Genomic DNA, 12554 nt, shown 5'->3' with positions numbered 1-12554 from the left:
AAAGGAACAATGTTGTCCTCAACCATCGAGAGACGCTCCGTCACCCCGGACCGTGCTTTCCTGAAAAAACCCGGCCGGCTCGGGTCCGGCGTCAGCGCCCGGCGTGCACGCTGGGGGTGGCTCTTCGTGGCCCCCTTCGCCGTCTTCCTGGTGCTTTTCCTCCTCACGCCCCTCGTCTACGCCTTCATCCTCAGTCTGCAGAACAAGACCGTGGCAACGGGCACGCACTGGGTCGGCCTCGACAACTACGCCAAGGCCTTCACCGATCCTCTTTTCCTCGAGGGCGTCTGGCTCGTCGTGCGGTTTTCGATCATCCTGATCCCGATCCAGATGCTCGTCTCGCTCGGCGCTGCCGTGCTGCTCGACTCGATCACGAGCCGGTTCTCCAAGTTCTCCCGGCTGATGATCTTCGTTCCCTACGCGGTTCCTGCCGTGATCGGCGCCCTGATGTGGGGCTTTCTCTACAGCCCGAGCTTCGGCCCCGCCGCAGAGGTCGCCGCCTGGTTCGGCCTCAACGCACCGCAGTTGCTGTCGCCGGACAACATCTTCGGCAGCCTCGTGAACGTCGTGACCTGGCAGTGGGCCGGCTACTACATGATCATCATCTACGCGGCGCTCCAGGGCATCGACACCTCGATCTATGAAGCGGCCAAGATCGACGGCGCCAACGCCTGGCAGACCGCGCTCCGGATCAAGATCCCGATGATCTCGTCCTCGCTCGTCCTGATCCTGGTCTTCGCCCTGATCGGAACCCTGCAGTTCTTCACGGAGCCCCAGATCCTGCGGAGCATGGCGTCGGGATCGATCACCGCCTCGTACACGCCGAACATCTACGCATACACTCTCGCGTTCTCCTATTCGCAATTCAACTACGCCTCGGCGATCTCGTTCGCCCTCGGGCTCGTCGTCTTCGTGGGCTCCTATATCTTCCTGCACTTCACCCGTAAAAAGAGCGGACTGAACTCATGACCGTGCTCGTTTCGACCACCTCACCGCGACCGGAGAAGCAGCGGTCCCATGCCTCCCGCGAGGCCAGCCGGGCCGGCGGGCGCCGTGTCCTGCCGCACCTCGTCCTCGTCGGCCTCATCCTCTATTTCGCGCTTCCGTTCTGGTGGCTCATCGTCGCGAGCACCAAGGACCAGGCGACGCTCTTCAGCGGCGACACGAGCCCGCTCTGGTTCGGGGAGTTCAACCTGATCGACAACATCCAGCTGTTGTTCACGTACTCCAACGGGCTGTACTGGCACTGGCTCGGCAACTCGTTCCTCTACGCCCTCACCGGCGGCATCGGCGCGACCGTCATCTCGGTGCTCGCTGGCTACGGCTTCGCGCAGTACCGCTTCGCCGGGCGCACCCCGTTCTTCGCCCTGGTGCTCGGTTCGGTCATGGTCCCCGCGACGGCCCTCGTCATCCCGATGTTCGTGATGTTCAGCGCGACCCACCTGACGAACACGATGTGGGCGGTGATCCTGCCGTCCATGCTCAATCCCTTCGGCGTCTACCTGATGCGCGTCTACACCCAGGATGCGATCCCGGACGAGATGATCGACGCCGCCAGGATGGACGGGGCCGGCGAGTTGCGGATCTTCTTCCGCGTCGCACTCCCCCTGCTCCGCCCGGCCCTCGTCACCGTGCTGCTGCTCAGCGTCGTCGGCACCTGGAACAACTATTTCCTGCCGCTCGTGATGTTCTCCAACCCGAACCTGTTCCCCGTCACCGTCGGGCTCGGCGCCCTGCAGACCCAGGCCGGCGTCAACACCGGCGGGCAGTCGCTCTGGACCATCGTCATCGTCGGAGCACTGGTCTCAGTGATCCCGCTCATCATCGCCTTCCTCACGCTGCAGAAGTACTGGCAGGGCGGGCTCTCCCTCGGCAGCGTCAAGTAAGCATCCGCACCTCTTCCACCCATCTCGATTCCAAAGGACTTTCCTCGCGTGACACAGGCAACAATCGTCATCGACCGCTCAGCCGTCGTGGCACCCATCAACCGCCGGATCTTCGGTTCCTTCGTCGAACACCTCGGCCGGTGCGTGTATGACGGCATCTACGAACCGGGCCACCCGACCGCCAACGCCGACGGGTTCCGGCTCGACGTCGTCGACCTCGTCAAGGAGCTCGGCTCGACGACCATCCGCTACCCCGGCGGCAACTTCGTCTCCGGGTACAAGTGGGAGGACGGCGTCGGCCCGCGCGCGGACCGACCGGTGCGCCGGGACCTCGCCTGGCACTCGCTCGAGAGCAACCAGGTCGGCCTCGAGGAGTTCGCCCGCTGGTGCGCCCTGACGGACTCCGAGCTGATGATGGCCGTCAACCTCGGCACCCGCGGCATCGACGCCGCCCTCGACCTTCTCGAATACGCCAACCAGCCCGACGGGACCGCGCTCAGCGAGCAGCGAATCCGGAACGGCGCGGTCGAACCGTACAACATCCGGATGTGGTGCCTCGGCAACGAGATGGACGGCCCCTGGCAGATCGGCCACATGTCTGCAGACGACTACGGGAAGATCGCGGCTCGCACCGCATCCGCCATGAAGACCGCGGACAAGAGCCTCGAGCTCGTCGTCTGCGGCTCCTCCGGTTCTGCGATGCCGACCTTCGGGGAGTGGGAGCGGGTCGTGCTCGAGCACAGCTACGAGTACGTCGACTACATCTCCTGCCACGCCTACTACCAGGAGCGCAAGGGAGACCTCGCTTCCTACCTCGCGTCCTCCCTCGAGATGACCTATTTCATCGAGACGGTGAAGACCACGGCGGACCACGTCAAGCACAAGCTCCGCAGCGAGAAGACCATCCAGCTCTCCTTCGATGAGTGGAACATCTGGTACCTCGACGAGCACCAGGCCTCGGAGGAGGTCAACGAGGAGTGGCGCCACGCGCCGCGGCAGCTCGAGGACGTCTACTCCGTCGCCGACGCCGTCGTGCTCGGCAACCTGTTGATCACGCTCCTGCAGAACCACGACAGGGTCGGATCCGCTTCTCTCGCGCAGCTCGTCAACGTCATCGCGCCGATCATGACCGAGCCGGGCGGGGCGAGCTGGCGCCAGACCACGTTCTTTCCGTTCTCGGTGACCTCGAGGCTCGCCCGCGGCGTCGTACTGAAGCCCCGGATCGATGCCGGGACCTACGACACGGCCCTCTACGGTGCCGCGCCCCTCGTCGACGCCGTCGCGACCTTCGATGCCGAGACGGGCGCATCCGCCGTCTTCCTCGTGAACCGCAGCCAGACGGAGTCGATCGAGGTGTCGATCGACGTCTCCGGCCTCGACGCGACGCTCCTCACCGAAGCGGTCACCCTGCACGATGCGGATGTCTACGCCAGGAACACACTCGACGACCAGAATCGGGTCGGCCTGAAGCCCCTCGACGGCGTGCTGCTCACCGAAGGGGTCCTCACCGTGACCCTGCCGCCCGTCTCCTGGTCGGCACTCGCGCTGAACTAGGTTCCGCACGCCAGGCAGCCTCTGCCTGCACGCAGAAATCCCCCCGGCAGCCCCGCAGCCGGGGGGATTTTCCGGTTCCGCAGGAGAGTCTCAGGCCCGCACACGCCATCCCCGGGCCCGGCGTGCCACAATGACAAGCACCTGCCGAACCGCAACCCGAACCGCGACCCGGCCCGCCAGTCCCCAGGAAGGGGATGGACCGATGAGTCCGTCAGCCAGGCTACCGACCCTGCTCGACGTGGCCACCGCGGCTGGCGTGTCCCTCGCCACCGCGTCGCGTGCCCTGAACGGCAGTACCCGAACCGTAAACGGGGACTACCGCGACCGGGTCTTCACGGCCGCCGCCCAGCTCGGCTACACTCCCAACCTCTCGGCGCAGGCCGTGGCCACGGGAAGCACCCGGACGGTCGCCCTCGTCGTCACCGACATCTCGGACCCGCGCGACGCATTCCTCGCATCCGGCGTGATCGACGCGGCAGCGGATGCCGGCCTCACCGTCACGGTGACCGTCACGGCCGGCGACCCTGACCGTGAACTCGCACTCGTCCGATCCCTGCGCGGGCAGCGCCCCCGGATCCTGATCCTTGCCGGACCGCCGTCTCCCGATGACGCGGACGGCACTCCGCTCACGGAGGAGCTGCACTCCTTCGAGGCCGGCGGCGGCCGGGTGATCGTGCTCGGCGAGCGTTCCCTCGGCTTCGCGACTGTGCCACGCGGCGTGATCGGCTCCGAGGCGGGGCCGGAGTCCCTCGCCCCCGTCGGCCGCGCCGCTGTCGCACGAGCGCTCGTCCCACTGGTCCCAGGGCCCGGAACACCATCCGGGACCGCCGCGACCTGACTCCGGTCTGCCGCGCACCAGGCAAGCATCGCGATCGCCACCGGGTACGCCCGTCCGGCCCCGGCAGCCGCCACATCTCAGCATGGTTCCAACCCTCCTCACAGCTCGCTCCCAGCTCGATGGCACGGGGCGTGGAGGTGGAGGACCTAACCTAGATTCGATAAGTCACTCGCGACGAAACGGTGTACAGGGTCCATGAACAGCAACCTCCCCGGCAAAGGCACGCCCCCGAAGAAGGACCGCCGCGACGCGGCACGGGAGAGCGCCCGCTTGATGCGTGAAGCCCAGCAGAAGAAGGACAAGCGAAACAAGCTGTTCCTGCGCGGCGGCATCGGTGCCGGACTGGTTGCGATCGCCGTTGTCGTCGCCCTCGTCATCGTGAACAGCAACGGCCCCGCGGCCGCCGGCCCGCTGAACATGGCCAGTGATGGAGTCCTGCTCACCGGCGACGGAACGACCATCACCGCCACCCCGACAGCCGGCCTCGCCGCGGACGCCACGCCGATCGCGACCGACCAGACCAAGCTCACGAGCACCGCGAACATCGTCGTCTACGCCGATTACCTGTGCCCCTATTGCGGCCAGTTCGAGACGACCAACGGCACCGCGATCAACTCATGGGTCACCGCGGGCAACGCGACTCTCGAGTACCACCCGATCTCCATCCTCGACGCCAACTCGGCCGGAACGAAGTACTCGACCCGGGCAGCGAACGCCGCCGTGTGCGTGGCCAACGACCAGCCCTCCGCATTCCCGGCCGTCAACGCCGCACTGTTCGCCCAGCAACCCGCTGAGAGCAGCGCCGGCCTGACGGATCAGGACCTCGTGAGCCTGGTCACGACCGCGGGAGCCACGGACGCCGGCATCACGAAGTGCATCACTGACGGCGCCTTCAAGTCCTGGGTCGGCAATGCGACCAAGCGCGCCCTCGCCGGCCCGCTGCCCAACTCGACGACTCTCACCAAGGTCGCCGGAACCCCGACCGTGCTCGTCAACGGCGTCGCGTACACCGGATCCCTGACCGACGCGACGGTGTTCTCCACCTTCGTCCAGGCCCAGGTCACCGCAGCCGCCGCGAAGTAGGCGGCAGCTGGTGCAGCCGCCGGGCCGGGCACAGCCGGGCACGACCGACCTCGAGGTGTTCGGCGAGACCGTCGACGACGAGACGCGGTGCGTTCACTACAACACGGCGGCGGATGTCGTCGCGATCCGGTTCTACTGCTGCCTCCGGTTCTACCCCTGCCACCTCTGCCACGCCGCCGCGGCCGATCATGCCGCGCGGCAGTGGCCGGTCGCGCTCTGGGCGGAGCAGGCGATCCTCTGCGGAGCCTGCCACCGCACCCTGAGTATCACCGAATACAGTGCCGCGGCACGCTGCCCGCACTGCACGGCACCCTTCAACGACGGATGCCGGGCGCACGCCCACCTCTACTTCGAGGCGCCCAGCCCCAGCCCCTGACCGGGCTGCCCTGCCCCGGTCAGCGGGCGAGGGTCAGCGGGTGAGGCCGGCGGGCAGCGCGGAGTTCAGGTCCGCGACGAGGTAGAGGCGCTGCGTCGCGCGGGTCATGGCGACGTACAGCGATCCGGCCCCGCGCTCCGAAGCGGCCACGATGCCTGCGGGATCCACGACGATCACGGCGTCGAACTCGAGGCCCTTCGCGTCGCGAGGCCCGAGGAGTGCGATCTCCCTGCCGAGCCCGAGGGCGCCAAGACCGACCCGGTCCCCGAACTCCGCCGAGAGTTCCGCCCCGACGGCCTCAAGCGCCGCATCGGCCACGATCACGGCGAGGGTGCCGCCCGCACGGAGCGCGCGCTCGCGGTGAACCGCTGCCGCGACATCCGCTTCGACGACTATCGGCCACTCGCTCGCGCGAACCGCCCGCGAGGGCGTCACAGGCAGTCCGTGCGCGATCGCCATCTCCTCGGCCGCGGTCGCGATCTGGCGGGGCGTGCGATAGTTCACGGTCAGTTCCTCGAGGCGCCAGCGCCCGGCCTCGAGGGAGGCGTCGAGGATGGGCGCGAGGGCCTCCTTCCAACTGCCGGAGGCCGAGGCGGATGCGGCCTGCGCGATATCGCCGACGACCGTGAACGACCGGCGCGGCCCCCGGCGCAGCAACAGCCGCCACTGCATCGGCGAGAGTTCCTGCGCCTCGTCGACGACGACGTGGCCGTATGTCCAGGTGCGGTCGACGGCTGCACGCTCGGCGGTCGTGGCCCGGTCGCCGAGCTCGGCGAAGTTGTCTGCAAGGGCGCGCGCGTTGACGAGACCCTTCACGTCCATGTTCGCGATTGCGAGTTCGGCATTCTCGATGTCGCGTTTGCGCTGTTCCTTCTGTTCGCGCTTCTGGGCGGCGTCGACGACGTTGTACTCGCCGAGGTGCTCGGCGGCCTCATCGAGCAGCGGGATATCGGCGATCGTGAACTCGGCGTCCCTGGCCCGGTGCAGGAGCGCCCGCTGCTCCGCACTCCAGCCCGGGGTGAGCTCGGCGAGCCATTGCGGGCGCGCGTAGAGATCCTGCACGAGTTTCTCGGGGGTGAGCGGCAGCCACGCGGTGTTGAGTGCGACGCGCACGTCCTGGGCGAGCCGCAGGTCTTCGCGCAGCATCGGCAGGTCGGACTCGTCCATCGAGGCGCCGCCCTGCTGCAACTGCCGCAGCCAGTCGCGCGCGAGCGCGCCGATCGCGGTCTTCACGAAGGTGACCCTCGCAAGGTTGTGCGGCTTGCCGCCCTCGCGCGCCTTGGCGATCGCGTTCGCCACAAGCTGCGGGGCCAGGGTGATTTTGTCGCCGTTGACCTCGAGCTGCCGGGTGCCCACCGGGATCCGCTGCCGGGAGCGCACCGCATGCGCGATGAGCGCGGCCATGAAGGCCTGGCCCTTGAGCGCCGCGACGGCGGGGACGTCCTCGCGGGTCGCCTCGACGCCCGGGTACAGCTGCCCCACGCTTGCGAGAACGACCCCGGTCTCGCCGAGCGACGGCAGCACTGCCTCGATGTACTGCAGGAACGAGCGGGACGGTCCCACGATGAGTACGCCGTTGTGCTTCAGGCGATCGCGATGCGTGTAGAGCAGGTACGCCGCACGGTGCAACGCGACGGCGGTCTTCCCCGTCCCCGGCCCGCCCTGGACGACCAGCACTCCGGCGAGGTCAGAGCGGATGATGCGGTCCTGTTCCGCCTGGATCGTCGCGACGATGTCGGGCATGTGCCCGGTGCGCTGGGCGGTCAGCGCGGCGAGCAGGGCACCCTCGCCCTGGTGCTCGGATGGGTCGCCGCCGAGGAGTTCCGCATCGAGGATCTCGTCCTCGATGCGGACGATGGTCCGCCCCTTGGACTGCAGGTGACGCCTGGCCCTGGCTCCCAGCGGGGTCGCGGCCGTCGCCTGGTAGAACGCGCTCGCCTGCGGTACCCGCCAGTCGAGCAGCATCGGCTGCAGTTCTTCGTCGCGCAACCCGACCCTGCCGATGTAACGGAACACGGAGTCGCCGCTCGCGTCGTCCGCGGCCAGTTCGAGCCGGCCGAACGCCAGCCGATCGTCGATCTCCCTCAACTGCACGATCCGGTCCTCGTAGAGGCGCGCGAAGGTGTCCCGTTCGGAGCGGGTCTGGTGATTTCCACCGACGTCGAGCAGCCGTACCGCCGTCAGCTGGTCCTCGGCCTCCCGCTGCAGCGCGTCCAGACGCGCGTACAGCGTTGCCACGTAGTTCTGTTCCCGTTCAAGCTCCAGGTCGACCACCGAAACACCCCTCAAATCCGACATTCGAGTTTACCCGACGCGGATGGGTGCTCCTTCCGGCAAGGCCCCTCGAACGCGGAGGCTAGGCTGGGCCTGTGTGAACACGCTCCCATCTATTGCGGTCTCATACAGGCACACCCGTCGAAAGGCGGGGTCGCAAAGGCACGGGACCCTTGGGTTCGCCGGCCCACACACTGACGGGACTCGGCCTCACATGACCGGCACACAGCATCCACAAACTCTTTTCTCCAGGCTCTGGAATCCATTTCGCCGCCCGGAAGGAATGACGGAGGGCACCCGGTGGCTCTTCACCTGGCTCGCGATCGCCACGCTCCTGCTCACGATCCCCGCGATCCTGGCCTCCGACACCGAGGGAGTGACCCTCATCGCCCTCACGACCGGGGCAGTCCTGATCGCCTCCTGGTCTTACGGGTTCGTCATGGGACGGGTTCCGCTCGTTCTCGACCTGATCGATTCCGTCGCCTTCGTCGCACTCGCCCTCGCGCTGCCGGATCCCGCTGCCGCACTCGGGGTCGTCTTCGGCGCCGTCTGGCTGCGCGGACTCTACGGTTCCACGACCAGGTCCCTCGTTCGCTGCACCCTCTATTCGCTTGCACTCGTCACCACGGTCCTGCTGTGGGCCCCGGTGCATGGGCCGACCGCCGTCATCTCACCCGCGACCACCCTCGGCACGATTCCGACCGTCTTCCTCACCTTCGTGATCGTGCGCCAACTGAGCATCGTTCTGCGATCCAGGGAACAGTCGATGCGCCGCGACCGCGAACTCGCGGCGACCGGCTCCCTGCTGCTCGGCGTCGTCGACGAGGCGGACATCTGGGTCATCGGCTGGGCCGCGGCCCAGGAGATCTGCGTCGCGACCCCCGGACTGCGTGTCGTCCGGGTCGTGCGCGACGGTCCCGCGCTGCGGGTCGTCGGCGCGTCGGGCGAATTCGCCGTCCTGCCCACGGAACTCCCGGCCGAGGTCATCGACACATCCAGCGGCGGCTCCACCACGGGCTCGCCCATGGCGGACCCGAGCGCACTGGATTCCGCCGTCGGCGCTCCCCTGGCCTGGGCCTGCCTCGCCTCGAACGCGCAGGCGAATGCCTGGATCTTCGTTGGCGCCCCCGGGAAGATCCCGGCGGAGGCCCTCGTCGCCGTCCGGGCGCTCTCCAACCAGGTCTCGCTGGCCCTCCGCAACAGCACGGTCCAGGAGGAGCTCACGGTCCAGGTCAGTTCGGATCCGCTCACCGGGCTCGACAACCGGGCATCCTTCATGACCAAGCTGACCGCGATCCTGTCCTCCAGCACCGACGCCGGCGGGGTGCACATCCTCTTCCTCGACCTCGACGACTTCAAGGACGTCAACGACCTGCTCGGGCACCGGGCCGGCAACGAACTCCTCATCGAGGTCGCCGAGCGGATGCGCGCCAACACCGGGCCGAAGGCCGTGTGCGCCCGGCTCGGCGGTGCCGAATTCACCGTCGTCCTGGCCGGTGTCGAGGACTCCGGCGCCCTCTCGATTGCCACCGCCCTGGGCCGTTCGATCGCCGAACCTGTGCTCCTCGAGGGGAACACCGCGCAGGTCGGCGTCAGCATCGGAATTGCTACGGCGGCCGCAGGCATCGAGATCGAAGAGCTGGTGCACCAGGCCGACGTCGCGATGTACGCGGCGAAGGCGAACGGCAAGAACCGCGTCCAGGTCTTCGAGCCTGGCCTCCTCCGCGTGGACAATCCCAGGGTCACCTTCGAATGGCAACTCGCGGCCGCGGCGGCCGCCGACGAGCTCGTCGTGCACTACCAGCCCATCCTCGACCTTCCCGGGCTGCAGTGCACCGCCGTCGAGGCCCTCGTCCGCTGGCAACACCCGGAACGCGGGCTGCTCTTCCCCGGTGACTTCATCGACATCGCCGAGCGGACCGGCGCGATCATCGGTATCGGCGCTTTCGTGATGCGTCGCGCCTGCCTCGACGCCGCGGCGTGGCGGACGGCCAATCCTGGATTCCCGTTGGCCGTGCACGTGAACGTTTCCGCCCACGAGCTCGACCGCGAGGGGTTCGTCGACTCGATCATCGGCTGCCTGGCCGACACCGGGACCCTCGCGAAGGATCTCATCATCGAACTCACCGAGACCGTCGTGCTGGATTCCCCCGCCGCGATCGGTCGCCTCCGTGCGATCGGGGCGCTCGGCGTCGGAATCGCCATCGACGACTTCGGCACGGGATATGCCTCCCTGACGTCATTGCGCGCGCTCCCCGTCGACATCGTGAAGATCGACATGAGTTTCGTCGCCGGCGCGGTGTCCAATCCCTTCGACCGCTCCGTCATCGAGGCGATCGTGCGGCTGTGCGCCCAGCTCGGCGTCGCTACGGTCGCAGAGGGCGTCGAGCGGCTTGACCAGCAACGTCTCCTCGAGGCCCTCGGCACGGGTGGGGTGCAGGGTTACCGCTATTCGCGTCCCCTGGCCGCCGCCGACCTGATCGGCTGGCTGGAGGCCAATCGCGCCGCGACGGGCGGGGCAGGAACGGACGTCGGGGGATTGCTCCGTACGAGCGTCTGAGACCAGTGCGAACGGTCTCAGGAGGCGACGACGGCCCCCGGGCGGAGCACTGCGAGTGTCTGCAGTGCGCCGCCCGGGGGCTGCTTCGTTTGATTCCCGGAGTGTCCGACCGGCGGGTCAGTCGCCCTCGACCCTGACCGTCTGAATGGTTCCGGTGAGCACACCGATCAGGCGATCCCCGTCGAATTCCGAGGTCGGGGCATCCATGACGATCTTGCCGAGCCGCAGCACGACGACCCGGTCGGTGACCTCGAGCACATGCGGCAGGGTGTGCGAGATGAAGATCACGCCGAGCCCCTTCGCCTTCGCGGCCTTGACGACATGCAGCACCTCGCCGGCCTGCCGTGCACCGAGGTGGTTGGTCGGCTCGTCGAGAATGATCACGCGGCGCGCCCACGCCACAGCGCGGCCGATCGCCACGGCCTGGCGCTGACCGCCAGAAAGCTGGGACACCGGGCGGTCGGAGGCCGGAACGGCGATCCCGACGCGCTCGAGGTCCTCGTGGGCGTCATGCTCCATCTCCTTGCGGGCCAGGAAGCCCATCGTGCCGAAGATTCCCTTGACGGTCTTTTCCCGGCCGAGGAACACGTTCTGCGACACCGTCAGGTGAGGGGCGAGCCCGGAGTCCTGGTAGAGGGTCTCGACGCCGGCCTCGAGCGCCTCCCGGGGCGAACCCCAGGTGCGCTCGACGCCGTCGAGGTAGATCTTCCCGCCGTTGGGCTGGTGAGCCCCCGAGAGGACCTTGACGAGCGTCGACTTGCCAGCGCCGTTGTCGCCGACCAGGCCGAGCACCTCGCCGGCGTGCAGCTTGAGGCTCGCACCGTCGAGAGCGACGACCGACCCGTAGCGCTTGGAGACGTTCTTGACTTCGTAGATCACTTCGCCGGTCATTATTTTCTTCCGTTCTTGCTCTGCAGCGTCTGCGCAGCGACCGCCGCGGCAATCAGGATGGCCACCACGACCTTTTTCCAGTCGGGTGCGACGCCGACCATGATCAAGCCGGACTGCACCGTGAAGAGGATGAGCGCACCGAGCACGGTGCCCCAGATCCGGCCGATGCCACCCATCAGGGATGCGCCGCCGATGACGACCGCGGCGATGGCGTCGAGCTCACGCCCGGTTCCCGATGACGGCGAGCCGGCACCGAGGCGCAGGTAGACGTACATCCCGGCGAGGCCCGCCAGGGCCCCGGAGAGCGCGTAGACCAACGTCAGGTGTCGTTCGACGTTGATGCCCGCGCCGCGGGCAGCGAAGGTGTTCGAGCCGATCGCGTAGGTGTAGAGGCCGAACCGCGCCTTGTGCAGGAACAGACCGGCGATGGTCACCACGACGATCACGACGATCAAGGCCCACGACAACGGGTTCACCTTCGGGTCCATCGCGGCGATGAGGTCGAAGTTGTTGGCCGAGCCGATGGGCTGCCCGCTCGAGATGATCACCGAGAGCCCGAGGGCTGCCCCCATCGTCGACAGGGTCGCGATGAACGGGACGATCCGGAGCTTGTTGATCAGTAAGGCGTTGGTCAGTCCCACGAGGAGCCCCACTCCCACCGACACCAGGGCGCCGATGAGGAGCGGGCCCGACGCGTCCGAGCCGGACACCGTCTGGTCGACCTTGAGGACGTTCGCCATCGTCCAGGCCGACACGACTCCGCTGAGGCCGATGATGGCCCCGACCGAGAGGTCGATTCCACCGCTGATCACGACGAAGGTCTGGCCAACTGCAATCAGGACGACCGATCCCCAGTCTGTGAGGATGTTGCTGGCGGTCAGTGCGGAGAAGAACTTGGGCTCCAGCACCGAGAAGACGACGACGAGGAGGACCATCACGCCGATCAGGATGGTGCTCTGGTTCGACGCGAGGGTGCTGATCCGCGCCGTGAGCGCGAGCGGAACCGGCTTCTGTTCCGCCGGAATGCCCGGTTTCCGCGCAGTGGTTTGATTGCTGTTGGTCATGATGACTCCCTGGCTCTTTTCGTGAAGT

The 12554-nt window shown here is 67.7% G+C and carries 10 protein-coding genes and 1 riboswitch; of the genes, 7 read left to right on the top strand and 3 right to left on the bottom strand.

Annotated elements, in window-relative coordinates; translation table 11 throughout:
* The first annotated feature begins 9 nt into the window (after positions 1–9).
* From RCH22_RS18600 to RCH22_RS18575, 6 genes are all read left to right on the top strand, one after another.
* Complete coding sequence (locus RCH22_RS18600) at positions 10–969, top strand: sugar ABC transporter permease (RefSeq protein WP_327015116.1); 960 nt, start codon at positions 10–12, stop codon at positions 967–969.
* Positions 966–1886, top strand: coding sequence for a carbohydrate ABC transporter permease (locus tag RCH22_RS18595; protein WP_327015115.1), 921 nt, complete (start codon positions 966–968; stop codon positions 1884–1886). Before RCH22_RS18600 ends, RCH22_RS18595 begins: the two co-directional genes overlap by 4 nt.
* A gap of 48 nt (positions 1887–1934) precedes the next feature.
* The gene (locus RCH22_RS18590) at positions 1935–3440 is read left to right on the top strand and encodes an alpha-N-arabinofuranosidase (RefSeq protein WP_327015114.1); all 1506 of its coding nucleotides are present in this window, start codon (positions 1935–1937) and stop codon (positions 3438–3440) included.
* A 202-nt stretch (positions 3441–3642) separates the two neighbouring features.
* Positions 3643–4278 carry a LacI family DNA-binding transcriptional regulator gene (locus RCH22_RS18585; protein WP_327015113.1) on the top strand — a complete coding sequence of 212 codons (636 nt, stop codon included), beginning with the start codon at positions 3643–3645 and terminating at the stop codon, positions 4276–4278.
* 195 nt (positions 4279–4473) lie between these two features.
* A complete protein-coding gene (locus tag RCH22_RS18580; RefSeq protein ID WP_327015112.1) occupies positions 4474–5361 on the top strand; it encodes a thioredoxin domain-containing protein in 888 nt (295 codons plus the stop codon).
* A 10-nt stretch (positions 5362–5371) separates the two neighbouring features.
* Positions 5372–5737, top strand: a complete 366-nt coding sequence (locus tag RCH22_RS18575) for a CHY zinc finger protein (protein WP_327015111.1) — start codon at positions 5372–5374, stop codon at positions 5735–5737.
* 33 nt (positions 5738–5770) lie between these two features.
* Here RCH22_RS18575 and RCH22_RS18570 read toward each other — a convergent pair whose 3' ends face one another.
* Complete coding sequence (locus RCH22_RS18570) at positions 5771–8011, bottom strand: UvrD-helicase domain-containing protein (protein WP_327015110.1); 2241 nt, start codon at positions 8009–8011, stop codon at positions 5771–5773.
* Positions 8012–8132: 121 nt separating this feature from the next.
* Positions 8133–8206: riboswitch (cyclic di-GMP riboswitch) on the top strand.
* A gap of 88 nt (positions 8207–8294) precedes the next feature.
* On the opposite strand from RCH22_RS18570, the gene RCH22_RS18565 reads away from it, so the two are divergent.
* The gene (locus RCH22_RS18565) at positions 8295–10571 is read left to right on the top strand and encodes an EAL domain-containing protein (RefSeq protein WP_327015109.1); all 2277 of its coding nucleotides are present in this window, start codon (positions 8295–8297) and stop codon (positions 10569–10571) included.
* Positions 10572–10688: 117 nt separating this feature from the next.
* Here RCH22_RS18565 and RCH22_RS18560 read toward each other — a convergent pair whose 3' ends face one another.
* Entirely contained in the window at positions 10689–11462 is a 774-nt protein-coding gene (locus RCH22_RS18560; RefSeq protein WP_327015108.1) for an ATP-binding cassette domain-containing protein, read from the bottom strand.
* Positions 11462–12526, bottom strand: a complete 1065-nt coding sequence (locus RCH22_RS18555) for an ABC transporter permease (RefSeq protein WP_327015107.1) — start codon at positions 12524–12526, stop codon at positions 11462–11464. The genes RCH22_RS18560 and RCH22_RS18555 overlap by 1 nt, the downstream gene beginning before the upstream one ends.
* Positions 12527–12554: the final 28 nt, after the last annotated feature.

Origin of the sequence: Cryobacterium sp. GrIS_2_6, assembly GCF_035984545.1 — a bacterium.
Taxonomy (GTDB): domain Bacteria; phylum Actinomycetota; class Actinomycetes; order Actinomycetales; family Microbacteriaceae; genus Cryobacterium.
The sequence above is the reverse complement of the archived record's forward strand: the minus strand, read 5'-3'. Positions and strand labels throughout refer to the sequence as shown.

Bases quoted from the DNA above. Each gene is read 5' to 3' on its own strand.
- RCH22_RS18600 (WP_327015116.1), top strand. From the start codon at position 10: ATGTTGTCCTCAACCATCGAGAGACGCTCCGTCACCCCGGACCGTGCT.
- RCH22_RS18595 (WP_327015115.1), top strand. From the start codon at position 966: ATGACCGTGCTCGTTTCGACCACCTCACCGCGACCGGAGAAGCAGCGG.
- RCH22_RS18585 (WP_327015113.1), top strand. From the start codon at position 3,643: ATGAGTCCGTCAGCCAGGCTACCGACCCTGCTCGACGTGGCCACCGCG.
- RCH22_RS18580 (WP_327015112.1), top strand. From the start codon at position 4,474: ATGAACAGCAACCTCCCCGGCAAAGGCACGCCCCCGAAGAAGGACCGC.
- RCH22_RS18565 (WP_327015109.1), top strand. From the start codon at position 8,295: ATGACGGAGGGCACCCGGTGGCTCTTCACCTGGCTCGCGATCGCCACG.
- RCH22_RS18560 (WP_327015108.1), bottom strand. From the start codon at position 11,462: ATGACCGGCGAAGTGATCTACGAAGTCAAGAACGTCTCCAAGCGCTAC.
- RCH22_RS18555 (WP_327015107.1), bottom strand. From the start codon at position 12,526: ATGACCAACAGCAATCAAACCACTGCGCGGAAACCGGGCATTCCGGCG.